Source organism: Amycolatopsis melonis (assembly GCF_040064235.1).
In the GTDB taxonomy this organism is placed as follows: Bacteria; Actinomycetota; Actinomycetes; order Mycobacteriales; family Pseudonocardiaceae; genus Amycolatopsis; species Amycolatopsis melonis.
On record NZ_JBDZYD010000014.1, the window covers coordinates 1 to 25,114 of the forward strand.

Annotated in this window: 8 protein-coding genes; 3 read left to right on the plus strand and 5 right to left on the minus strand. The window is 73.5% G+C overall.

The genetic code is table 11. The annotated features are described in order from the left end of the window. Nucleotides 1-9: 9 nt before the first annotated feature. Entirely contained in the window at nt 10-522 is a 513-nt protein-coding gene (locus tag ABJI51_RS33170) for a DinB family protein (protein ID WP_348955022.1), read from the minus strand. Between the two features lie 73 nt (nt 523-595). Between ABJI51_RS33170 and ABJI51_RS33175 the strand changes: the two genes are divergently transcribed. The 3 genes from ABJI51_RS33175 to ABJI51_RS33185 are packed head-to-tail and all read left to right on the plus strand — an operon-like array spanning nt 596 to nt 4,928. Continuing rightward, entirely contained in the window at nt 596-1,456 is an 861-nt protein-coding gene (locus ABJI51_RS33175) for a DMT family protein (protein WP_348955024.1), read from the plus strand. 53 nt (nt 1,457-1,509) lie between these two features. Continuing rightward, nucleotides 1,510-3,180 carry an ABC transporter ATP-binding protein gene (locus ABJI51_RS33180; RefSeq protein ID WP_348955025.1) on the plus strand — a complete coding sequence of 557 codons (1,671 nt, stop codon included), beginning with the start codon at nt 1,510-1,512 and terminating at the stop codon, nt 3,178-3,180. Further along, complete coding sequence (locus ABJI51_RS33185; protein WP_348955026.1) at nt 3,177-4,928, plus strand: ABC transporter ATP-binding protein; 1,752 nt, start codon at nt 3,177-3,179, stop codon at nt 4,926-4,928. The genes ABJI51_RS33180 and ABJI51_RS33185 overlap by 4 nt, the downstream gene beginning before the upstream one ends. Before the next feature lie 285 nt (nt 4,929-5,213). On the opposite strand, the gene ABJI51_RS33190 is transcribed toward ABJI51_RS33185, so the two are convergent. The 4 genes from ABJI51_RS33190 to ABJI51_RS33205 form a co-directional block, all read right to left on the minus strand. Continuing rightward, complete coding sequence (locus ABJI51_RS33190; protein WP_348955027.1) at nt 5,214-5,423, minus strand: MbtH family protein; 210 nt, start codon at nt 5,421-5,423, stop codon at nt 5,214-5,216. Between the two features lie 11 nt (nt 5,424-5,434). Continuing rightward, a complete protein-coding gene (locus tag ABJI51_RS33195) occupies nt 5,435-6,460 on the minus strand; it encodes an ABC transporter substrate-binding protein (RefSeq protein WP_348955028.1) in 1,026 nt (341 codons plus the stop codon). Nucleotides 6,461-6,527: 67 nt separating this feature from the next. Further along, the gene (gene panD / locus ABJI51_RS33200) at nt 6,528-6,944 is read right to left on the minus strand and encodes an aspartate 1-decarboxylase (protein WP_348955029.1); all 417 of its coding nucleotides are present in this window, start codon (nt 6,942-6,944) and stop codon (nt 6,528-6,530) included. A gap of 2 nt (nt 6,945-6,946) precedes the next feature. Then, nucleotides 6,947-25,087: an amino acid adenylation domain-containing protein gene (locus ABJI51_RS33205; RefSeq protein ID WP_348955030.1), complete on the minus strand. Its 18,141-nt coding sequence runs from the start codon at nt 25,085-25,087 to the stop codon at nt 6,947-6,949. Between the last annotated feature and the right edge of the window lie 27 nt (nt 25,088-25,114).

Consider the following 25,114-nt stretch of genomic DNA (forward strand, 5'->3'; position numbering starts at 1 on the left):
CCGGTCCCCTCACCCCCCCACCTCCCCATCGGCCAGCTCACGCAGAACGTCCAAATGTCCCGCATGCCGCGCCGTCTCCTGGACCACATGCGCCACGACCCACCGCACGGTGAACCCGGACCGCCGCCGGGTCCGGTCGTCCGGGCCCAGCCCCCGAAGCGCCTTCTCCGCCCTCTCCCACTCCGCCTTGTACGCCGCCACCACCGAGGCCGGGGTGTCGTCCGGGGTCAGGTCCCAGCTCGGGTCCGGGGTGCCCGCCCACAACGACGGCAGGTCCGCCCCGCCCGCCTCGATCGACAGCCACCAGCGCTCGACCGCCGTGAGGTGCTTGACCACGCCCAGCGCGCTCGTCCGTGGCGACGACGGCAACGGCGTGGCCGCCGCTTGCTCCCGGGTCAGGCCCGCCAGCTTGTTCACCACCGTGGCCCGCAGGAACTGCAGGAAATCCAGCAGAAGGCGCAGCTCGTCGCCGGCGAGCCGGGGCGGCCAGGACCGGTGCGTCTTCGAACTCGTGTTCGACATGGGGACAAGCTACCGCGCGGCACCGACAGTTTCCGGACACGCGCCGCCCGGCACACCCCATAGAGTGATCGACATGTGGTGGGGACTGCTCTGCGCCCTCGGCGCGGCATGTGCGTACGGCGTGGCTTCGGTGATGCAGTCGGTCGCCGCGCAGGCCACCGACACCGGCCGCGACGGTGTCGATCCCCGGCTGCTCGTGCGCGTGCTCGGCCAGTGGAAGTTCGTGCTGGGCCTGTCGCTGGACGTCCTCGGGTTCGTCGCTCAGATCGCCGCCCTGCATGTGCTGCCGTTGTTCGTCGTGCAGGCCGCGCTGGCCGCCAGCCTGGCCGTGACCGCCGTGGCCGCGCGGTTTCTCGGCGTCCGGCTCGGCGGCCGCGAATGGGGTGCCGTGGTCGTCGTGTGCGCCGGGCTCGGGCTGCTCGGCGCCGCCGCCGAGAGCGAAGGGTCGGATCCGGTCGGACTCGGGTTCCGGCTCGTGCTGGCCGGGGCGGTCGTCGTGCTCGCCGCCGCCGGGATCGCCGCCGGGAAGGCCGGGCGCCGCATCCGGACGCCCGCGCTGGGCCTCGTCGCCGGGCTGTGCTTCGGCGTCGTCGCCATCGCCGGGCGGATCATCCCCAGCCTCGCCCCGCTCGACCTGCTCACCGACCCCGCGACCTACGTCGTCGCGGTCGCGGGCGGGATGGCGATGCTCTTCTACGCGACGGCGCTGCAACGCGGCAGCGTCACCACCTCGACCGCGATGATGGTCCTCGGCGAGACGGTGTTCCCGTCCCTGGTCGGCGTCCTCGCCCTCGGCGACCGCACGCGGCCCGGCTTCGCCGTCGTGGCCGTCGCCGGGTTCGTGCTCGCCGTGGCCGCCGCGCTCGCGCTGGCCCGGTTCGGCGAGCCGGCGGCCGAACCGGGAACTGAGACGAAGCCGACCGTGTCCCCGTAACTTCTTTACTTAGACTAGCCTTACCTATCCCACGACTGGACAGGGAGGCGCGGGTGCGCACGACCGGACGGGAAGTCCTCCGCCGTTCGATCGCCGGGCAACGCCGATCGGTGGCCCTCGCGGCGCTGCTGACGGCGGGCCACCAGGGCGGCGAGGCACTGGTGCCGGTGGTGATCGGCGTGGTCATCGACCGGGCCGTCGCCGGCGGCTCGGCCGGCACGCTCGTGCTCTGGCTGGCGGTCCTCGGCGTGCTCTTCGCGGCGTTGTCGACCAGTTACCGCCTCGGTGCCCGCTTCGGCGAGCGGGCCGCGGAACGCGCCGCGCACGACCTGCGGCTCGACCTCGGCCGCCGCGTGCTGCACCCGGCGGGCGGCACGGAGTCCGGCACCCTCGCCGGTGAGCTGGTCAGCATCGCGACGTCGGACGCCAAGCGCGTCGGCACGGTCAACGGCGTCCTGCCGTTCGGCGTCGCCGGGCTGGCCGGGCTGCTGGTCAGCGCGGTCGCGCTGCTGACCATGTCGCTGCCGCTCGGCCTGCTGGTGCTGCTCGGCACGCCGCCGATGCTGTACCTGGCCCACCTGGTCGGCAAGCCGCTGGAACGCCGCAGCGAGGCCGAGCAGGAGCGGTCCGCGTTCGCCTCCGGCGTCGCCACCGATCTCGTCGCCGGGCTGCGCGTGCTCAAGGGCATCGGCGCCGAACGCGCCGCCGTCGACCGCTACCGCCGGACCAGCCGGGACTCGCTGCGGGCGACGCTGCGCGCGGCGCGCGCCCAGGCCTGGCACAACGGCGCCCTGCTCGCGCTCACCGGGATCTTCATCGCGGTGGTGGCCCTCGTCGGCGGCACGCTCGCCGCGTCGGGTGACATCAGTGTCGGCGACCTCGTCGCCGCGGTCGGGCTCGCGCAGTACCTGATCACGCCGTTCTCGATCTTCTCGTGGGTCAACGGCGAACTCGCCCAGGGCCGGGCCTCGGCCGCACGCATCGCCGACGTCCTGAACGCGCCGCCCGCCGTCGGTGCCGGGGACGCCACGCTGCCCAACCCGCCGGCGGGGCACGTCAGGCTTTCCTCGCTGAGCCACGGCGTCCTGCGCGACGTCGCCTTCGAGGCCCGGCCCGGCGAGCTGCTCGGCGTGGTCGCCACCGACCCGGCCGCGGCGACGGACCTCCTGGACTGCCTGGGCCGCGCGGCCGATCCAGCGAGCGGCGCGGTGACGGTCGACGCCGTCGACCTGTCCACTGTGGACCCCAGCAGGGTCCGCGAGGTCGTGCTGGTCGCGGCGCACGACGCCGGCTTGTTCGCGGGAACGGTCGCCGAGAACGTCGGAACCGGCCCGCTGGCCGCCGAAGCGATGGCCGCGGCCGCCGTCGACGAGGTGGCCGGCGCGCTGCCCGACGGCGTCGCGACCGCCGTCACCGAACGCGGGCGGTCGCTCTCGGGCGGGCAGCGCCAGCGGGTCGCACTGGCCCGTGCGCTGGCCGCCGACGCGCCCGTGCTGGTGCTGCACGATCCGACGACCGCCGTCGACACCGTCACCGAGGCGCGGATCGCCGCCGGGCTGGCGGAGCTGCGGTGTGGCCGCACCACGATCCTCGTGACCACCAGCCCGGCGCTGCTGGCCGCGGCCGACCGCGTCGTCCTGCTCGACGACGGGCGGGTCGCGGGCGAAGGACGTCATGCCGAACTGGCCGATCGGGCCGACTACCGGGCGGTGGTGCTGTCATGACCCGCGAACTCCTCCCCGTCGCCGACGGGCGCCGGATCCGCGCCGTCGTCGCCGAGCTGGCCGGGCGCGCCAAGGGGCGCACCTCGGCGGCGTTCACGATGCTCGTCGCGGCCACGGCGATCGGCCTGCTCACCGCGCCCCTGCTCGGCCGGGTCGTCGACCTGGTCGCGACGCGGCACCCGGCGAGCGAGCTGGTCACGCCCGTCGTGGGCTTGGTTCTGGTGGCGCTCGGGCAGGCGGTGGCGACCGCGATCGGCGTCTCGCTGGTCGCGCGGCTGGGCGAGACGATCCTGGCCGAGCTGCGCGAGCGCTTCGTCGAGCGGGCCCTCGGGATGCCGCTCGACCAGCTCGAACGCGCCGGGTCCGGCGACCTCACCACGCGCGTGACGAACGACGTCTCGGTCGTCGCCGAAGCCGTCCGGCAGGCGCTGCCCGAACTGGGCCGGTCGGTGCTGACGGTCGTCCTGACGCTCGGGGCGCTGGCCGTGCTGGACTGGCGGTTCCTGCTGGCCGCGCTGGTGGCGGTGCCGATCCAGCTGTGGACCGTGCGCTGGTACGTGCCGCGCGCGAAGCCGTTGTACGCGAGCCAGCGTGAGGCGGTCGGGGCGCAACAGCAGCAGCTACTCGACACGATCGGCGGGGCGAAGACCGTCCGCGCGTTCCGGCTGGAGGACACGCACCTCGAGCGGGTGCGGGAGCGGTCCGGCGTGGCGGTCGAGCTGGCGCTGCGCGGGATCCGGCTGGTGACGCGGTTCTACGCGCGGCTCAACCTGGCGGAGTTCGTCGGGCTGTCGGCGGTGCTGGCCATGGGGTTCGTGCTGGTCGGGGCGGACGCGGTGACGGCGGGCGTCGCGACGGCGGCGGCGTTGTACTTCCACAGCCTGTTCGGCCCGATCACGACGGCACTGGCACTGGTGGACGACGCGCAGGCGGCCGCGGCGAGCCTCGCGCGCCTGATCGGCGTCGCGGACCTGCCCGCCGAGGCGGCACCCGAGCGGCCGGCGCGCCCGGTCGACGCGTCGGTGAAGACGGCGGGCGTCGGGCACTCCTATGTGGATGGTCACCCGGTGCTGCGCGACATCGACCTGGACGTCTCCCCCGGCGAGCGGGTGGCGCTGGTCGGGGCGAGCGGGGCCGGGAAGACGACGCTGGCCAAGCTGATCGCCGGAATCCACCGCCCGGACACCGGATCGGTCACGCTCGGCGGCGTCCCGCTGGACGAGCTGGGCGGCGAGGCCACCCGCCGGACGGTGGCGCTGATCAGCCAGGAGGTCCACGTCTTCGCCGGGCCACTGGCCGAGGACCTGCGGCTGGCGCGCCCGTCGGCGTCCGACGCGGAACTGCGGGCGGCACTGGCGAAGGTGGGGGCACTGTCCTGGGTGGACTCCCTGCCGGACGGGCTGGCGACGGTGGTCGGCGAAGGCGGTCACCAGCTGACGGTGACGCAGGCCCAGCAGCTGGCCCTGGTCCGGCTGGTGCTGGCCGACCCGCCGATCGCGATCCTCGACGAGGCGACAGCCGAGGCGGGCAGCGCGGGTTCGCGGGTCCTGGAGTCGGCCGCCGCGGCGGCCCTGGAGGGACGGACGGCCCTGGTGGTGGCCCACCGCCTGACCCAGGCGGCGGCGTCCGACCGGATCGTGGTCCTGGACGCGGGCGCCGTGGTGGAGTCCGGCACGCACGACGAGCTGGTCGCCGCGGGAGGCCAGTACGCGAAGCTCTGGGCGGCCTGGTCCGGTCACCGTCCCTGACGCCGTGATGCCCCTCCAATCACGAGTGATGCCCCTCCAGACACACGTGATGCCTTTCTGATCACCGGTGATCGCCGTTCCGGCTCACCGATCTCACGTGATCGGAGTCGGAACTGGCGTGATCGCAGACGTAACTCGCGTGATTGAACGCGGAACTCGCGTGATCAAAGACGTAACCCGCGTGATTGGGCGGGCATCTCGCGTGATTGGAAGGGCATCACTCGTGATTGGGACGACGACACGCCGGGAACCTTGCGGGTTCCCGGCGTGTCGGAGGGAAGCGGGTCAGGCGTCCATGGCGTCGGCCAGGGACTTGGGACGCATGTCGGTCCAGTTCGCTTCCACGTGGTCGAGGCAGGCCTGGCGGGCGGCGGGGCCGAAGGTGACCGTCCAGCCGGGCGGGACGTCGGCGAACTCCGGCCAGAGGCTGTGCTGGTTCTCGGCGTTGACCAGGACCAGGTACGTGCCGGAAGGGTCTTCGAACGGGTTGGTCACGGCGGGCCTCCTCAGGCGGTGATGTCCGTGCGGGCGCCCTTGACGACCTCGGTCAGCTGCCGGATGACCGGGGCCGCGAGCACCGGGTTGAAGCGGGGTTCGGTCGACCAGTCGGCGACCTGGTTCGCCTTGACCGCGGGCAGCTGCGCCCACGTCGGGATCTGCGCCAGCTGCTGCCGCGAAAGCGCGTACGTGCGGCTGTCGGTGAGGATCAGGTCGGCCGGGTACTTGCCTGCCTGCTCCCAGCTGAGCGTCTCGAAGTAGTCGTCGGAGCCGCCGCCGTTGACGATGTCCAGGCCCAGGTCGCGGTAGTAGGCCAGGTCGGCGAAGAACTCCGGCTTGCAGACGTACAGGTTGTCCTTGTCGCTGGACACGACCAGCACCTTCAGGCCCGGCTTGGCCTTGATGGCCGCCTTCAGGTCGTCGGAGGCCTTCTGGAAGTCCTCCTTGCCCTTCTTGATGACGTCCGAGTTCGCGTCGCCGCCGAGGGCGACGGCGAGCTGCTCGTAGCGCTCGATCACCTTCGGCAGGGCGACCTTGTACTCCGAGAGCGCGACGATCGGCGCGACCTGCTGGACCTTGGGCCCGAGGTCGTCCTTGAGCACCCACAGGTCGGTCGGCTTGGCACCGGTCAGGCCGGTGATCACCAGGTCCGGCTTGGTGGCGGCGAACTTCTCCATGCTGAAGTCGTCCCACGCGTTGCCGATCGAGGTGACGGCGGCGAGGTCGATGTTGCCCGCCTGGATCTCCTTGCCGCCGTCGGCCTTCTTCTGCGGGCCGAACACGCCGACCGGGCGGACGCCGTAGTCCCACAGCGCGGCCGCGGAACTCACGTAGGCCACCACGCGCGACGGGCGCTGGTCGCGCGAGGCCTTCTGACCGCGGTCGTCGGTGAACTCCCAGGGCCCGGACGCCGCGGCGGCGGGCTTGTCGCTGCCGTTCCCGCACGCGGTGAGGGCGACGGTCGCCGCGAAGCCGCCGGCCCCGATCAGGAATCCACGCCGGCTGAGCCCGGCAGCACCTTCGAACACGGACATGAGAACCTCTCGACCAGATTTTAGGATAGGCACACCTTATTTAGGGCACCCTGCGAAAGCAACTGTGTCAGCGCCCACCCCGGCCCGAGAGCTGGGCTTCCGCGCCGGGCACCGGCTCGGCCGGATCGTGGCCCAAGTGGACCTGCCGGTTGTCCGCGTCGACGTGCACCACCCGCGGCCGGTGGCCCGCCCGCTCGGACTCGTGGACCTGCGCGTAGGTGATGATGATGACCAGGTCGCCGGGGTGCACCAGGTGCGCGGCCGCGCCGTTGACGCCGATGACGCCGGAGCCCGCCTCGCCGGTGATGGCGTAGGTCTCCAGCCGGGCGCCGTTGGTGATGTCGACGACCTGGACCTTCTCGCCTTCGACGATGTCCGCCGCGGCCATCAGGTCCGCGTCGATGGTCAGCGAGCCGACGTAGTGCAGGTCGGCCTGCGTCACGGTGGCGCGGTGGATCTTGGCGTTCATCAGGGTGCGGTGCACGTCTACCTCGCGTCTCGGGTGATCAGCGCGGCGAGGCCCGCCGCGGTGGGGGTACGGAAGAACTCGGCGATCTCCAGCTCGGCACCGAGCCGTTCGGTGATCCGGTTGCGCAGGACCACCAGCAGCATCGAATGCCCGCCGAGGGTGAACAGGTCGTCGTCGGCGCCGACGGCCGCGACGCCGAGAACCTCCGCGAAGATCTCGCACAGGGCCTTCTCCAGCGGCGTTTCCGGCGCCCGGCCGCGTGCCTCGAACTCCGGCACCGGCAGGGCCGCCTTGTCGAGCTTCCCGTTGCGCGTCACCGGGAACGCGTCGAGCGGGACGATCGCCGCGGGCACCATGTACTCCGGCAGCGACCGGGCCAGGAACTCCCGCAGCCGCGCCGGGTCCGCGGCCGCCGGGGTCGTGTACGCGACCAGCCGCTCGTCCCGGACGACGACCAGTGCCTGCGTGACGTCGTCGTGGCGGGTCAGCGCCGTCTCGATCTCGCCCGGCTCGATCCGGAAGCCGCGGATCTTGACCTGGTCGTCGGTGCGGCCGAGGTACTCCAGCTGCCCGTCCGGCCGCCACCGGACCAGGTCGCCGGTGCGGTACATCCGCTCACCCGGCTCGAACGGCGAGGCGACGAACCGTTCCGCGGTCAGCGCGGGACGGCCGTGGTAGCCGCGTGCCAGTCCCGCGCCGGCCAGGTACAGCTCGCCCGGAACCCCGGCCGGGACCGGGCTCAGGCCGCCGTCGAGGACGTACGCGCGGGCGTTGTGCACCGGGCGGCCGACCACCGGGCGGTCCGCGTCGGCGAACCGGCCGACCAGAGCGTCCACTGTGGCCTCGGTCGGGCCGTAGAGGTTGTACGCCGCCGTGCCCGGCATGGACTTCAGCGTCTCCCACAGCGTCTGGGACACCGCTTCGCCGCCGACGCCGACGACGCCCAGCGCGCATTCGCCGTCCGCGATCACCCCGGCCGAGGCCAGCTGCGCGAAGTGCGACGGCGTGAGTTCGAGGAAGTCCAGCTGCCGTTCGCGCACGACCGCGGCCAGCCGGTCCGGGTCGCGGCGGGTGTCGTCGTCGACGACGTGCACCTCGTGCCCGTCGAGCAGCCACAGCTGCGGCTGCCAGGAGGCGTCGAAGAAGAACGCCCACGCGTGCCCGACCCGCAGCCGCCGCCCGCCCGCCGCGGCCACCGCCGGGCGGTAGAGCGTCTCGCGGTGGCTGTGGAACAGGTTCACCAGGCCGGAATGCGGGACGACGACACCCTTGGGCTTGCCGGTCGAGCCGGACGTGTAGAGCACGTACGCCGGATTCGCCGGTGACGGCGGGGTCAGCGCCGCGTCACTGTCCACAATGTCCTCGACGCACAGCGCCCCCGGGACCCGCGAAGCCAGCGCGCGGCTGGTGAGCACCAGCGAGGCACCGGAGTCGGCGAGGATCGCCGCGATCCGCTCCCCCGGCTGGTCCGGGTCCACCGGCAGGTACGCCGCGCCCGTCTTGAAGACGCCGAAGATGGCCTCGACGACCGCTGCCGACCGCGGCAGCACCAGCGCGACGATCTTCTCGGGACCCGCACCCTGCGCCGCGAGCCACCGGGCGAGGCGGTCGGTCCGCGCGGCGAACTCCGCGAAGGTGACGCGCGAATCCGCGTCGCTCAGCGCGATCGCGTCCGGCGTCGCCGCCACCTGCGCGGCCAGCCGGTCGACGACCGTCGGCGCCGGAACCGTCAGCGGCGCGCCGGATCCCCATTCGTGCACGATCCGGTGCCGTTCGGCCGTGTCGAGGACGTCGAGGCGGCTCAGCGGCCGGTCCGGGTCCGCGACGACCGCGGCCAGCAGCCGCACCAGGCGCTCGGTGAGCGTGCGGGCGGTCGGCTCGTCGAAGAGGTCGAGGCTGTATTCGAGGTCGCCGTCGATGCCCTCGGGGGTTTCGACCAGGTCGAAGGACAGGTCGAACTTCGCCTGCCGCAGCCCGGTGTCCCGGTAGGACGCGTCCAGCCCGAGCAGCCGTTCCGGTTCGGAACCCGAGTGGTACACCGCGAGCATGACCTGGAACAGCGGGTGCCGCGCCAGGGACCGCGGCGGGTTGAGCAGCTCGACGAGGTGCTCGAACGGCAGGTCCTGGTGGGCGTAGGCGGCCAGGTCGGCTTCGCGGACACGGGCCAGGAGCTGGCGGAACGTCGGGTCGCCGCCGGTGTCGGTGCGCAGGACCAGGGTGTTGACGAAGAACCCGGCGAGGTCCTCCAGCGCGTGGTCGCCGCGGCCGGCGACCGGCGTGCCCAGTGGGATGTCGGTGCCCGCGCCGAGCCGGGTCAGCAGGGCCGCGAGTGCGGCCTGCAGCACCATGAACGTGCTGGTGCCGTTGCCGTGCGCCAGCTCGCGGAGTCCACGATGGACGGTCGCGGGCACGGTGAACGGCACGGCGGCGCCGCGGTTGGACGAGCGTGCCGGGCGCGGCCGGTCCGCCGGGAGCGCCAGTTCGTCGGGGAGATCCGCGAGGGTGTCCCGCCAGAACGCGGCCTGGCGGCCCAGGAGGCTGTCCGGGTCGTCGGCCCGGCCGAACATCTCCCGCTGCCACAGCGTGTAGTCCGCGTACTGCACCGGCAACGGCGTCCACTGTGGACGATCACCCTGCAGCCGCGCGGCGTAGGCGGTGTCGAGGTCCCGCTTCAGCGGCGGCAGCGACCAGCCGTCGCCCGCGATGTGGTGCACCAGCAGCACGAACACGTGCCGCTCGGGACCCGCCGACACGAGCGTCGCCCGGATCGGAAGTTCGGCGTCCAGGGTGAAGCAGTACGACGCCGCGGCCGCGACACGCTCGTCGAGTTCGGCCTCGGTGACGGTCTCGGTGACCAGCACCGGCCGGGCCTCGCCGAGCACCACCTGGCGGGGCGTGCCCTGGTCCTCGACCAGCAGCGTCCGCAGGACTTCGTGACGCGCAACGACGTCGGTGAGGGCGGCCTGCAGCGCACCGGCGTCGACCGGGCCGGTCAGCTCCCACGCCCACGGGATGTTGTAGGTCGCGTTAGGACCGTCCAGGCGGTCGAGGAACCACAGCCGCTGCTGCGCGAACGACAGCGGCAGCACTTCGGGCCGCTGCGCCGGGACCAGCGCGGGACGGCCGCGGCGGCCCGGGTCGAGCAGTTCCGCGAGCCGGGCCGGGGTCGGCGCGTCGAACACCGCCCGGATCGGCACCTCGACGCCGAGCAGCGCGCGGATCCGGCTGACCAGGCGGGTGGCCAGCAGCGAATGCCCGCCGAGGGCGAAGAAGCCGTCGTCCGGGCCGACCGCCGGGACGCCGAGGACGTCGGCGAACAGGTCGCACAACGCCTGTTCCGACGGCGTCCGCGCCACCCGCCCCGAAGCCCGGACCTCGGGGTCCGGCAGGGCGGCGCGGTCGAGCTTTCCGTTGGCGTTGACCGGAAGTTCGGGCAGCACCACGACGGCCGAGGGCACCAGGTACTCCGGCAGCCGCCCGGCCACCCGGGCCCGCAGCGCGGCCGGGTCGCCCGACGGCGCGACGTAGGCGATCAGCCGGTTGTCCCGGGCGATCACGGCCGCGCGCGCCACCGCGGTGTCCGCTGTCAGCACGGCTTCCACCTCGGCGGGCTCGACGCGGAACCCGCGGATCTTGAGCTGCTGGTCGGCGCGGCCGAGGAACTCCAGTGCCCCGTCGGCGCGGCGGCGGACGAGGTCGCCGGTGCGGTACATCCGCTCCCCCGGCTCGAACGGCGACGCGACGAACCGTTCGGCGGTGAGCGCCGGACGGCCGAGGTAGCCGCGGGCGAGCCCGGCTCCGGCCAGGTACAGCTCGCCGCGCACGCCCGGCGGCACCGGCCGCAGCGCGGCGTCGAGGACGTACGCACGGGTGTTCGCGACCGGCCGTCCGATCGCGACCGGCCCGCAGACCTGGGCGAGGCTGTCGCCCGCGACCTCCGAGCAGCCGTAGAGGTTGACCAGCTTCGCCGACGGCCACCGGGCCGCGACCTTCTCCGCGAGGGCGTCCGTCAGCGGTTCACCGCTGGTGATCCACGTGGTCACCGAGGCCAGAGCGTCCGCGTCGACGTCGGAGACGAACGTGTCCAGCAGGCTCGGCACCACGGTGAGCACCTGCGCGCCGGAGGTCCGGACCAGTTCGGCGAGGGCGTGCGGGTCGGTGGCCGCCGCGTCGTCGGCCAAGACGACCGGGTCACCCGCGACGAGCCCGCCGAGCAGCTCGGTCGAGCCGTCGATGAACGTCAGCGCGCTCTTCGCCAGCCGTACGCCGTGGGCGAGGTCGCGGCCCCAGTGCAGCCGGTTGGCCAGCGCGCGCTGGGTCCCCGCGACGGCCTTCGGGCGGCCGGTCGAGCCGGACGTGAAGATCACGTACGCCGGGCTGTCCGGGCTGATCGCCGGCCAGGCGGCCGGTTCGGCGGCGGTCGCGCCGGGCCGGACCAGGCGGTCGCCGAAGCCGTCCTCGGCGACGACCACGTGCGGATCCGCGTCGGCGAGCATCAGCTCGAGGCGCTCGGCCGGGTGGTTGAGGTCCAGGGGCAGGTAGGCCGCGCCGGTCTTGAGCACGGCCAGCAGCGCGACGACGAGGTCTGCCGACCGCGGCAGCGCGACCGCCACGACCCGTTCCGGCCCGGCCCCGCGGGCGAGCAGCGCCCTGGCCAAGGCCGTGGCGCGGTCGTCCAGCTCGGCGTAGGTGAGCCGGTCGGAGCCGGACACGAGCGCGGTCGCGTCCGGGGTCCGCGCCGCCTGGCCGGCGAACAGCCCGGCCGCCGTTTCCGCCGGGAGCGGCGTCGCCGGATCGGGGGCGAGCTGGTCGTGCTCGGCGGCGGTGAGCAGGTCCACGGCGCCGATGCGGGTGTCCGGGTCGGCGACGACGGCCTGCAGCAGCCTGCGCAGGCGCTCCAGGATCGCTTCGACACTCGCCCGGTCGAAGACGTCGCTGTTGTACTCCGCGGTGCCGCGGATCCCGGCCCGGTGGCCCGGCCGCTCGCCGACGAAGAACGTCAGGTCGGCCCGGGCAGTGCCGGTCCGGACCGGTTCCTCCGCGACGGTGAGGCCGGGCAGGGTGAGGTCGGCGACGGCGTTGTTCTGCCAGGCCAGCATTGTCTGGAACAGCGGCGGGTAGGCCAGCGACCGGACCGGGTTGAGCGCCTCGACCAGCCGCTCGAACGGCACGTCCTGGTGGGCGTAGGCGTCGAGGCTGCGGTCGCGCACGCGGGCGACGAGGTCGCGGAACGTCGGGTCACCGCCGGTGTCCACGCGCAGGACCAGGGTGTTGACGAAGAACCCGACGAGGTCGTCGAGCGCGGCGTCGGTGCGGCCGGCAATGGACGTGCCGATCGGGATGTCGGTGCCCGCGCCCAGCCGTGTCAGCACGGCGGTGAGCCCGGCGTGGACGACCATGAAGACACTGGCGCCGCAGGCCCTGGCCAGCTCCACGAGTCCACTGTGGAGTCCCGCGTCCCAGCCGAAGGCGAACTGCTCGCCGCGGTAGGACGCCTCGGCCGGGTGCGGCCGGTCGGTGGGCAGCTCGATGCGGTCCGGCAGGCCCGCCAGCGCTTCGCGCCAGTAGGCCAGCTGCGGCTCGATCACCCGCTCGCCGAGGACGTCCCGCTGCCACAGCGTGTAGTCCGCGTACTGCACCGGCAACGGAGTCCACTGTGGAGCCTCGCCAGACCGGCGGGCGGTGTAGGCCGTGGCGAGGTCCCGCCACAGCGGCGCGGTCGACCAGCCGTCCGAGGCGATGTGGTGGAACACCAGCACCAGGACGTGCTCGCGGGCGCCGAGGCGCAGCAGCTCGGCCCGCAGCGGGATCTCCGACTCCAGCGCGAACACCGTCGCGGCCACTTCGGACACCGCGTCGGCGAGCGTGGCCTCGGTGACCGTGCGGACGGGCAGCTCGATCGTGACGTCGTCGCGGATCAGCTGCCGGGCCTCGCCGTCGATCTCCGGGAAGACGGTCCGGAGGGCTTCGTGCCGTCCGGCCACATCGGACAGGGCGGTGCGCAGGGCCTCGACGTCGAGGTCGCCGGTCAGCCGGACCGCGGTCGGCATGTTGTACGTCGGCGACGGGCCTTCCAGCCAGTGCAGGAACCACAGCCGCTGCTGCGCGAACGACAGCGGCAGCACGTCCGGCCGGGGCTCGGCACGCACCAGCGCGGGCCGGGCCGCGTCGGCGTCCGAAGTGGACAGCAGGGCGGCGAGCCCGGCCACGGTCGGCGTCTCGAAGACCGACCGCACCTGCAGTTCGACGCCGAAGACCGCGCGCAGCCGCGCGACCAGCCTGGTCGCCATCAGCGAATGACCGCCGAGGGCGAAGAAGTCGTCGTCGACGCCGATCGAGGCCGTGTCGAGGACTTCGGCGAACAGGCCGCAGAGGACCTCTTCGACCGGCGTGCGCGGGGCGCGGCCGGTGGTTTCCGCCTGCCGGTCCGGGCTCGGCAGGGCCCGGCGGTCGAGCTTGCCCGAGGCGAGCAGCGGCAGCCGGTCCAGGATGACGAACGCCGAGGGCACCATGTACTGCGGCAGCCGGTCACGCACGTGCGCGCGCAACGCCGTCACCAGCGCGTTCGTGTCCCGCTGCCCGGCCGGGTGGTTGCCGAGCGCGGCCAGGGCGGCCCGCACCGGGCGGGCGCGGTGGATGCGCACCGGCTCGCCGGTGGTGAACACGGCCTCCAGGGCTCCGGCGTCCGCCGTCAGCGTCGCGAAGACCCGGTAACCGTGACGCTCACCGAGGTCGTGCAGGGTCTCGGGGTCCACGCCGGACCGGTCCGCCAAAGAGGACAGTGCGGCGTCGGCGTCCCCGGCGGCCAGCGCTGCGACGGCGGCGAGTTCGCCGGACAGCCGGGCGTCGGGCACACCGGTCACGCGCAGCCGGTCCGGACGCCCGGCCAGGAGCCGGTCCAGCTCCACAAGGGACTCGAACGCGACAACCTGCTCGTCGGGTGCGGCGGGCTTCGGGGCCTTCCGCAGGACGATGTCGTAGCGGTGGCGGGTCAGCTCGTTGTGGGCGTGACCGCGCTTGACCCAGACGTCGACGTCGCCGAAGCCGTCGAGTTCCCGGGCCAGCGCCGGGAAGAAGTCCGGGTCGAGCACCAGCTCACCCTCACGGGCAATGGCCTGGTCCACCGCGGCGACATCGGCCCGGCCGTGTCGCAGCTCGGTCGCCGTCCGGAACGCCCGCAGCGACCGGAGATTCCGGATGTCCCCGAGGAAGATCACCCCGCCCGGCCGCACGTGCGCGGCGGCCGTGCGGAGGACTTCGGCGAGGTAACCGGTACTCGGGAAGTACTGCGCGACCGAGTTGACGATCACCGTGTCGAATTCCGGCAGTTCGCCCAGGTCGTGGGCGGGCCGCGCGGCGAGGTGGACCTTGCTCGCATACGGCGTCGCCGCGAGTTCGCGGCGCAGGTTCGCGATCGCCTTTTCGGACAGGTCGACGCCCCAGTACTCCTCGGCGTCCGGGGCGATCCGCGACAGGATCAGGCCACTGCCGACCCCGATCTCCAGCACCCGCTTCGGCCGCAGCGAGCGAATCCGGTCGATCGTGGCCGCGTGCCACTCGCGCATCTCGCCGAGCGGGATCTCCGAGCCGTCGTAGCTGGAGTTCCAGCCGGTGAAGTTCTCCTCCAGCCCGCCGGACGCCGCCTCGGTGAAGACGTTCTCGTGCAGCTCACGCCACTCGCCGACGTGCTCCAGCTCGGCTTCCTCGTCGCGGCCCGCCGACGGCACCGCGTAGGCGACGAGCCGCCCGTCCTGCGCGACGACGACCGACTGCCCAACGGACGGGTGCTCCGCGAGCACCGCCTCGATCTCGCCGAGTTCGATCCGGTAGCCGCGGATCTTGACCTGGTCGTCGGCCCGGCCCAGGAACACCAGACGCCCGTCCGGCAGCCATTTCACCAGGTCACCGGTGCGGTAGAGCCGCCCGCCCGAACCGAACGGGTCCGCCACGAACCGCTCGGCCGTCAGCCCCGGCCGCCCGAGATAGCCGCGGGCGAGCCCGGAACCGGCGAGGTACAGCTCGCCCACCACGCCGGGCGGGACCGGCCGCAGCCCCGCGTCCAGCACGTACGCCCGGGTTCCCGGGTCGGGAATGCCGATGGGGACGACCGTCGCGTCCGCCAGTTCCACCGGATCACTCTCGCCGAGGGTCGAGTTGGTGGTCGCCTCGGTGGGGCCGTAGGCGTTGAACATCCGCCGTCCCGGCGCCCACCGCCGGATCAGCTCCGGCGACACGCGCTCGGTCCCCGCCAGCAGGACACTGTCCCGTGGCAGGTCACAGTCCTCGGGCATGGCGTCGAGCAGCGCGGGCGGCAGGATCATGAAGTCGACGTCGTGGGCGAACGCGTACTCGCTCAGCGCCGGGCCCGCGACCCGCCGCTCGGCCGGGACGACGACCAGGCGGCCGCCCGAGAGCAGGCCGAGGCACAGGTCCCAGAACGCGACGTCGAAACTCGGCGACGCGAACTGCAGCACCCGGGTGTGCGGCCCCACGCCGAACCGCTCGACCTGGGTGGCGACCAGTTTCGCCACCCCCGAGTGCTGGAGGACCACGCCCTTCGGGCGCCCGGACGAGCCGGACGTGTAGATCACGTACGCCGCGTTCTCCGGCTTGACCACGACCGACGGGTCCTCTGTGGACATTTCACCGATGGCGGGGTCGTCGAGGAGGACCCGCGGCAGGTCCGCGGGCAGCTTCGCGGCGATCTCCCGCGTCGTCACCACGCAGACCGGGGCCGCGTCCTCGACCATGTAGGCGATCCGGTCGCCCGGGTAGTCGACGTCGATCGGCAGGTAGGCGGCGCCGGCCTTGAGCACGGCCAGCTCCGCGACGATCATCTCCGCCGACCGCGGCACGGCCAGCGCGACCACCCGCTCCGGCCCGGCGCCGTGGGCGGCCAGCAGGTGCGCGAGCCGGTTGGCCTGCGCGTTCAGCTCGGCGTAGGTGAGTTCGACGTCTTCGAAGACCAGCGCCACCGCGTCCGGTGCCTCGGCCACGCGGCGGGCGAACAGCCCCGGGAACGTCTCGGTGCCCGCCGGTTCGAGCGAGCCGGCCCACTCCCCCAGCACCCGGTCGCGCTCGTCGCCGTCGAGCAGGTCGAGCGCGCCGACCGGGCGGTCCGGCTCGGCCAGCGCCGCACGCAGCAGCACTTCGAGACGGCGCAGGATCCCGTTCGCCGTCGGGTAGTCGAAGACGTCGGCGTTGAACTCCAGCACGCCGTCGATCCCGCCGTCGCGCTCGGTCAGCGAGATCGCCAGGTCGAACTTCGACGTCCCGGTGGTCACCGGGACCTCGGTGACGGACAGGCCGGGCAGGCGCACGTCGGCGCGGGCGTTGTTCTGCCCGGCGATCATGACCTGGAACAGCGGGTGGTACGACAGCGACCGCGCCGGGTTCAGCACCTCGACCAGCCGCTCGAACGGCACGTCCTGGTGGGCGTACGCGTCGAGGTTGCGCTCGCGGACCCGGGCCAGCAGCTCGCGGAACGTCGGCTCGCCGCCCGTGTCGACCCGCAGGACGAGGGTGTTGACGAAGAACCCGACGAGGTCGTCCAGTGCCTGGTCGGTGCGGCCGGCGATCGGGGAGCCGATCGGCACGTCGGTGCCCGCGCCCAGCCGGGTCAGCAGGGCGGCGAGCGCGGCGTGCACGACCATGAACACGCTGGCGCCGCACTCGCGGGCCAGCCCGGCCAGCCGGGCGTGCAGGTCCGCGTCCCAGCCGAAGGTGTGCAGCTCGCCGCGGAACGTCGCGACCGCCGGATGCGGCCGGTCCAGCGGCAGCTCGATCCGCTCGGGCAGGCCGTCCAAAGTGGTCCGCCAGTAGTCCAGCTGCTCGCCGAGCACGCTGTCCGGGTCGTCCTCGCGGCCGAGCAGTTCCTGCTGCCACAGCGTGTAGTCCGCGTACTGCACCGGCAGCGGCGTCCACTGTGGAGCTTCGCCGCGCAGCCGGGCACCGTAGGCCGTGGCGATGTCCCGCCACAGCGGCGCCATCGACCAGCCGTCGGAGGCGATGTGGTGGAACACCAGCGCGAGGACGTGCTCGCGCTCGCCCAGCCGGAGCAGTTCCACGCGCATCGGCACGTGGTGCTCCAGGTCGAACGCGCCGCGGACGAGCCCGGTCAGCGCCGCGCCGGGATCCGTGACTTCCCGCACCGGCAGGTCGATCTCCCCGGCGGGGAGAATGTCCTGGTAGGGCACGCCGTCCCGCTGCGGGAACCGGGTGCGCAGCGCCTCGTGGCGGGCGACCACATCGGACAGTGCCGCTCGCAGCGCCTCGACGTCGAGGTCGCCTTCGAGCCGCATGACCAGCGGCACGTTGTAGGTCGCAGACGGTCCTTCGAGGTGGTGCAGGAACCACAGGCGCTGCTGGGCGCCCGACAGCGGCACGAGGTCCGGGCGGCGCATCCGGACCAGCGGCGGCCGCGCGGTCCCGCGGGCGGTGGCGAGCACCCCGGCCAGGCCGGCGGGGGTCGGCGTCTCGAACACCGACCGGACTTCCAGCTCGGCGTCCAGCGCCGCGCGGACCCGGGCGATCAGGCGGGTGGCCAGCAGCGAATGGCCGCCGAGGGCGAAGAAGCTGTCGTCCGGCCCGACCCGCGGCAGGCCGAGGACCTCGGCGAACAGCTCGCACAGCTGCCGCTCGACCGGGGTCCGCGGCTCGCGGTCCGACGTCGGCGCGGCCAGGTCGGGCGCCGGGAGCGCGCGGCGGTCGAGCTTGCCGTTGGCCGTCACCGGCAGCGCGTCGAGCACGACGATCGCCGACGGCACCATGTGCTCCGGCAGCTGCCCGGCGGCCAGCGTCCGCAGGGCCGCGGGCAGCGCGGCGCTCCGGCGCGAGCGGGCCGGATTGCCGGTGTAGGACAGCAGCGGCCCGGTGCCGGGCCGGAAGGCCCCCGCCGGGTCGCCGGTGGTGAACAGGACGTCGACCGAGCCGTCACCGGCCGCGGACCACGTGACGGCGGTGCGGTAGCCGCGGTCGTCACCGAGGGCGTACCAGTCCTCGGGATCGACGCCGCCTTCGGTGGTGCGTGCGTTCGGGACGCCGTCGACGCGGAGCCCGGTGTCCCGGAGAGCCGCCGCGACCTCCTCCACAGTGGACACATCGGTGCCCCAGCTCATCGTGGTGACGGGCTGCGGCTCGGCGGTTCCCGGGCGCAGGACCACGTCGTAGCGGTACTGGGTCAGCTCGTTGACCGCCCGGCCGCGCTTGACGCGGATGTCGGCGGCGACCCCGGCGAGCCCGGCGAAGAACTCCGGGGCGACCAGGAGCTCCTTCTCCCGCAGGAGGTTCTGCTCGACGTCACCGCCGCGGTGCCGGACGACCTCGGCGTGGAAGGCCCGGATCTGGCGCAGGTCACGGACGTCGCCAAGGAACAGCGCGCCGCCCGGGGCGAGCAGGTCCAGGGCCCTGCGCACGACGTCCAGGAGGTAGGCGCCGCTCGGGAAGTACTGGACGACGGAGTTCAGCACGATGGTGTCGAAGAACCCGGACGGCAGCCCGGCGACGTCGGCCGCCTCGCCGGTGCGGAGTTCGACGCGCCCGGCGAGCGCGGGATCGGCCGCGACCCGGCGGCCCAGCGACGCGATCGCCTCGGCGGAGACGTCGGTGCCCCAGTACGTCTCGCAGTCCGGGGCCAGCTCGGCCAGCAGCAGGCCGCCGCCGACCCCGATTTCGAGGACGCGCCGCGGCGCCAGCTCCCGGATCCGGGCGACGGTCGCGTCCCGCCACTCCCGCATCTCCGCCCGCGGGATCGGCTCGCCGGTGTAGCTGGAGTTCCAGCCCGCGAAGCCGTCTTCGGCCCGCGCGTACGTCGAGTCGTACAGCTCGCGCCACTCGGCGACCTGCCCGGTTTCTTCGGCAGGCGTGCCGGGAGTGTCGGCGGGCACGACGTAGCCGACCAGGCGGACGTCGCCCGGGCGGTCCTCACGGGCGACGACGACGGCGTGGGCGACGTCCTCGTGGGCGGACAGGGTCGCGGCGATCTCGCCCGGTTCGACGCGGAAGCCGCGGATCTTGACCTGCTCGTCCCCGCGGCCGAGGAATTCGAGGACCCCGTCGGGGCGGAAGCGGGCGAGGTCGCCGGTGCGGTACATCCGGGAGCCGGGCGCGCCGAACGGGTCGGCCACGAACCGTTCCGCGCTGAGCCCCGGGCGGCCGAGGTAGCCGCGGGCCAGCTGGACACCCGCCAGGTACAGCTCGCCGGGCGTGCCCGGCGGCACTGGGCGGAGGGCGGCGTCGAGGACGTAGGTGCGGGTGTTCCACACCGGACGTCCGATGGGGACGGTCGTGTCCTCTGTGGACGTCCGCCAGGCGGTGACGTCGACCGAGGCTTCGGTGGGCCCGTAGAGGTTGTGCAGCTCGGCGTCGAGCACCCGGGCGAACCGGTCGACGGCGTCCGGCGGCAGGGCTTCGCCGCTGCACAGGACCCGGCGCAGGCTCGTGCAGTCCCGCGCCGCCGGCTCCTGCAGGAAGACCTGGAGCATCGACGGGACGAAGTGGACGGTGGTGATCGCCTGCTCGCGGATCAGCCGGGCGAGGTAGGCGGGGTCCTTGTGGCCGTCGGGCCGGGCCAGGACCTCGGTGGCGCCGGTGAGCAGCGGCCAGAGGAACTCCCACACCGAGACGTCGAAGCTCGACGGCGTCTTCTGCAGCACGCGGTCGTCGCCGGTGAGGCCGTACTCGTCCTGCATCCACAGCAGCCGGTTGACGATGCCCGCGTGCGGGACGACGACGCCCTTGGGGCGCCCGGTCGAGCCGGACGTGTAGATGACGTACGCCGGGTTCTCCGGCCGCAGCACGACGTCGAGCGGCTCGGCCGGAACCCCGTCGAGCGTGGCCGGGTCGTCGAGCAGCAGGGCGCCTTCCACCGCCGTCTCCGCCGTGGCGAGGACGAGGGCCGGGGCGGCGTCTTCGAGCATGAAGGCGATGCGCTCGGCCGGGTAGCCGGGGTCGAGCGGCAGGTAGGCCGCGCCCGCCTTGAGCACGGCGAGAATGGCGGTGACCAGGTGTGTCGAGCGCGGCAGCGCCAGCGCGACGACCTGCTCGGGACCGGCGCCGCGGGCCGCCAGCACCCGGGCGAGGCGGGTGGAGACCGCGTCCAGCTCGGCGTAGGTGAGGACTTCGCCCTCGAAGACCAGGGCCGGGTGGTCCGGGGTCCGCGCGACCTGGGCGGCGAACAGTTCCGGCACGGTGACCGCGGGGACGTCCTCGACCGCACCCGACCAGGTCCTGGCGAGGCCGTCGCGTTCGGCCGGGGTCAGCACGTCCAGCTCGGCCAGGCGCCGGTCCGGCGCCGAAACCACCTGCCGCAGCAGGAGTTCGAGCCGGTCGAGCAGGCCGGTCACGGTGGCCCGGTCGAACACCTCGGCGTTGAACTCGGCCTGGCCGTGGAGGCCGTCGGCCCGCTCGGTGAAGGAGAACCAGAGGTCGAACTTGGCCGTGCCGGTGCCCACCGGCTGCTCGGTGACGGTCAGCCCGGGCAGCTCGACGCCGGCGCCGGGGGTGTTCTGCCAGGCCAGCATGGTCTGGAACAGCGGGTGGTGCGCCAGCGAGCGAGCCGGGTTGAGCGCCTCGACCAGCCGCTCGAACGGGACGTCCTGGTGGGCGTAGGCGTCGAGGCTGCGCTCGCGCACGCGAGCCACGAGGTCGCGGAAGGAGGGATCGCCGCCGGTGCCGACCCGCAGCACGAGGGTGTTGACGAAGAAGCCGACGAGGTCGTCGAGCGCCGGGTCGGTGCGGCCGGCGATCGGGGTGCCGATCGGGATGTCGGTCCCGGCGCCCAGCCGCGACAGCAGTGCGGTCAGTCCCGCGTGGACGATCATGAACGGGCTGGCACCGCAGGCCCGCGCGAGGTCGGTGAGCCCGGCCTGGAGCCCGGCGTCCCAGGCGAAGGTGAAGAACTCGCCGCGGTAGGCGGACCTCGCGGGGTGCGGCCGGTCGAGCGGGAGCGTGATCCGCTCGGGCAGGCCGGCCAGCGTTTCCCGCCAGTAGTCCAGCTGGGCGGCTTCCTCGGCGGCGAGGAGGTCTCGCTGCCAGAGCGTGTAGTCGGCGTACTGGACCGGCAACGGTGTCCACTGTGGAGCTTCACCGCGCAGCCGGGCCCCGTAGGCCGTGGCGATGTCACGCCACAGCGGGGTCAGCGACCAGCCGTCGGCGGCGATGTGGTGGACGACCAGGACGAGCACGTGCCGCCGCGGATCGACCGTCAGCAGGGCCGCCCGCACCGGGACGCCGGCGCCGAGGTCGAACACGCCGCGGACCAGCGTGTCCACTTCGGCGTCCACTTCGGACTCGGGGATCGTCCGTACCGGCAGCTCCACCCGGCTGTCGTCGAGGATTTCCTGGTACGGCACGCCGCCGTCGACCGGGAACACCGTCCGCAGTGCCTCGTGCCGCGCCACGACGTCGTCGAGCGCCGCGCGCAGCGCCTCGACGTCCAGCTCGCCGGCCAGCCGCATGACGAGCGGGACGTTGTAGGTCGCCGAGCCGCCTTCCAGGCCGTGCAGGAACCACAGCCGCTGCTGCGCGAACGACAGCGGCAGCCGCTCCGGCCGCTCGGGGACGCGGGTGAGCGGGCGCCGTTCGGTCCCGGTCGCGGCCCCGGTCAGGAAGTCCGCGAGCGCGGCCGGGGTCGGCGCGTCGAACACCGCCCGCACCGGCACCTCGGCACCGGCGGCCGCGCGGATGCGCTGGACGAGCCGGGTGGCCAGCAGCGAATGCCCGCCGAGGGCGAAGAAGTCGTCGTCGGGCCCGGCCTGCGGGACGCCGAGGACGTCGGCGAACATCTCGCACAGCAGCTGCTCGACGGGCGTGCGCGGCGCGCGGCCCGGCCCGGCGGTGAACCGCTCCGGGCTCGGCAGGGCCTTGCGGTCCAGCTTCCCGGACGCGAGCACGGGAAGCTTGTCCAGCACGACGAACGCCGAGGGCACCATGTACAGCGGCAGCCGGTCCCGCACGTGCGCCCGCAGCGACGCCACCAGCGCCCCGGTTTCCCGCCGGGCGGCCGGGTTGTTGGCAAACGACGCGGGTGCGCCCGCCTGCCGCACCGGACGATAGACCGGACCGTCCTGACCGTCTTCGCCCGGGCGCCCCAATGTGGCCTTGGTTGCGTCCAACGCACCGAAGGCCACATTGGGGCGCTTGAAGACCGCTTCCAGCTCACCGGCGTCGGCACCCCAGGTGACCGCGACCTCGTAACCCGCGCGCTCGCCGAGGCGGTGCAGGTCTTCGGGGTCGACGCCGTCCCGGTCGTCCAGCGCCGCGAGCGCGGCCGCCGGGTCACCGGCGTCGAGGGCGCGGACCGCGGCCAGCTCGCCGGACACCCGCGCGTCCGGAATCCCGGTGACCCGCAGCCGCTCCGGTGTCTCGGCGGCCAGGAACCGTTCCACCGTCGCGAGATCGCCGAACGCGACCACCTGCTCGTCGGGCAGGTCCCGCTTCGGTGCCTTGCGCAGCACAACGTCGTAGCGGTGCCGGGTCAGCTCGTTGTGCGCCTCGCCGCGCTTGACCCACAGGTCGACGTCGAAGCCGTCGAGTTCCCGCGCCAACGCCGGGAAGAAATCCGGGTCGAGCACCAGCTCACCCTCACGGGCAATCGCCTGGTCCACCGCGGCGACATCGGCCCGGCCGTGCCGCAGCTCCGTCGCCGTCCGGAACGCCCGCAGCGACCGGAGATTCCGGATGTCCCCGAGGAAGATCACCCCGCCGGGAGCCAGCAGCCCGGCCGCAGTGTGCACGACTTCGGCGAGGTAGTCCGCGCTCGGGAAGTACTGCGCGACGGAGTTGACGATCACCGTGTCGAACGGCTCGTCCGGCAGCTCGCCCAGGTCATGGGCCGGACGAGCGGAGAGGTGGACGCGGTCGGCGAACGGCGTCGCGGCGACCTCGCGCCGGACGTTCTCGACTGCGCTCTCGGAAAGGTCGACACCCCAGTAGGTTTCGGCGTCCGGCGCGATCCGCGACAGGATCAGGCCACTGCCGACGCCGATCTCCAGCACCCGCTTCGGGCGCAGCGCGCGAATCCGGTCGATCGTCGCCGCGTGCCACTCGCGCATCTCGCCGAGCGGGATCTCCGAGCCGTCGTAGCTGGAGTTCCAGCCGGCGAAGTTCTCCTCGATCCCGGTGGACCCGGCGAGCATCTCCTCGTGGACGTCGTGCCATTCGTCGACGTGCCCCTGCTCGGCCGCGGGATCGCGGTCGGGCACCGGCACGGCGTAGGCGACGAGCCGCCCGTCCTGCGCGACGACGACGGACTGGGCGACGCGCGGGTGCTCGGCCAGCACCGCCTCGATCTCGCCGAGTTCGATCCGGTACCCGCGGATCTTGACCTGGTCGTCGGCCCGGCCCAGGAACACCAGACGCCCGTCCGGCAGCCATTTCACCAGGTCACCGGTCCGGTAGAGACGCTCGCCGGACCCGAAGGGAGAGGCGACGAACCGCTCCGCGGTCAGCCCCGGCCGTCCCAGATATCCCCGGGCCAGCCCGGAGCCGGCGAGGTACAGCTCCCCCACCACACCGGCCGGGACCGGCGCCAGGTACGCGTCGAGGACGTACGCGCGGGTGCCCGGGTCGGGCACGCCGATCGGCACGGCCGAGCCGGGCGCGATCTCCGGGTCGCACAGCCCGAGTGTCGAGTTGGTCGTGGCCTCGGTGGGGCCGTAGGCGTTGAACATCCGGCGTCCCGGCGCCCACCGCCGCACCAGCTCCGGCGACACGCGCTCGGTCCCGGCCAGCAGGACGCTGTCCCGCGGCAGGTCGCAGTCCTCCGGAAACTCGGCCAGCAGCGCGGGCGGCAGGATCATGAAGTCGACGCCGTGGGCGTGGGCGTAGTCCGCCAGCTCGGGCCCGGGCACGCGGCGCTCGGCCGGGACGATCACCAGACGCCCACCCGAAAGCAGGCCGAGGCACAGATCCCAGAAGGCGACGTCGAAACTCGGCGACGCGAACTGCAGCACCCGGCTGTGCGGGCCCACCCCGAACCGCTCGGACTGCGTCGCGACCAGCTTCGCCACGCCCGCGTGGGACACGACGACGCCCTTGGGACGCCCGGTCGAGCCGGACGTGTAGATGACGTAGGCGGCGTTGGCCGGGACGACCCGAGCGCCGGGGTCGGTCGCGGGCGCCGCGGCGAGGTCGAGTTCGTCGAGCAGGAGGACGTCGCCGTCGAAGCGGTCGGCGAGGTCGCTCGTGGTCACCACGCACACCGGGCGGGCGTCGGACACCATGAACGCGATCCGCTCGGCCGGGTAGTCCTGGTCCAGCGGCAGGTAGGCGGCACCGGCCTTGAGCACGGCCAGCTCGGCCACGATCATCGCGATCGAGCGGGGCACGGCGAGCGCGACCACGCGCTCCGGCCCGGCGCCGCGTCCGATGAGGACGTGGGCGAGCCGGTTGGCGCGCGCGTCGAGTTCGGCGTAGGTCAGTTCCTCGTCCTCGAAGACGAGCGCGACGGCGTCCGGCGCTTCCCGGACGCGGGCGGCGAACAGCTCGGGCAGCGTCGACAGCGGCGTGCCGAGGTCCGTGTCGTTCCACTCTTCGAGCATCCGGCGCAGTTCCGCCGGGCCCATCAGGTCCAGCCGGGCGACCGGCCACTGTGGACGCTCGCGGCCCGCTTCGACGAGACGGCCGAGGTGGTCCAGCATGCGGTCCACAGTGGACGCGTCGAGGACGTCGGCGCGGTAGTCGGCGGTGAGCACGCCGTCGTCGAGGGTGAGGTTCAGGTCGAGCGGCAGGTCGGTCTCGGCCCCGAAACCGACGTTGACCAGCACCGATCCCCCGCGTCCCGGCTCCGGGCCCAGCTCGGCGACGAGGTCGCCGAACGGAATCGCGTGAGCCAGCGCCTCTTCCCGGGCCGCCTGGACACGGGTGACGACGTCGGCGAAACCGGGTGCCCCGCTCAGATCCACCCGCAGCGGCACCAGCGAGCCGATGCCGAGCACGACGTCGGTGGTGCCCGCATAGCGGGACAGCAGGACGGTGAACGCGGCGAGGACGTCCGGTTCGCCGGCCGTGATCGGCCGGGTGAGCCGGGCCCGCGGCGCTGCAGGTGCCGCGGGGTACGGCCGGTCGACCGGCAGCGGCAGTTCCTTCGGCGCCGAGCCGAGGCGGTCCCGCCAGAACCCGATCGCCGAAACCTGCTGCACAGCGTCACCGTTGCTCACCGGTAGACCCGCCTCCCGCTGCTGACA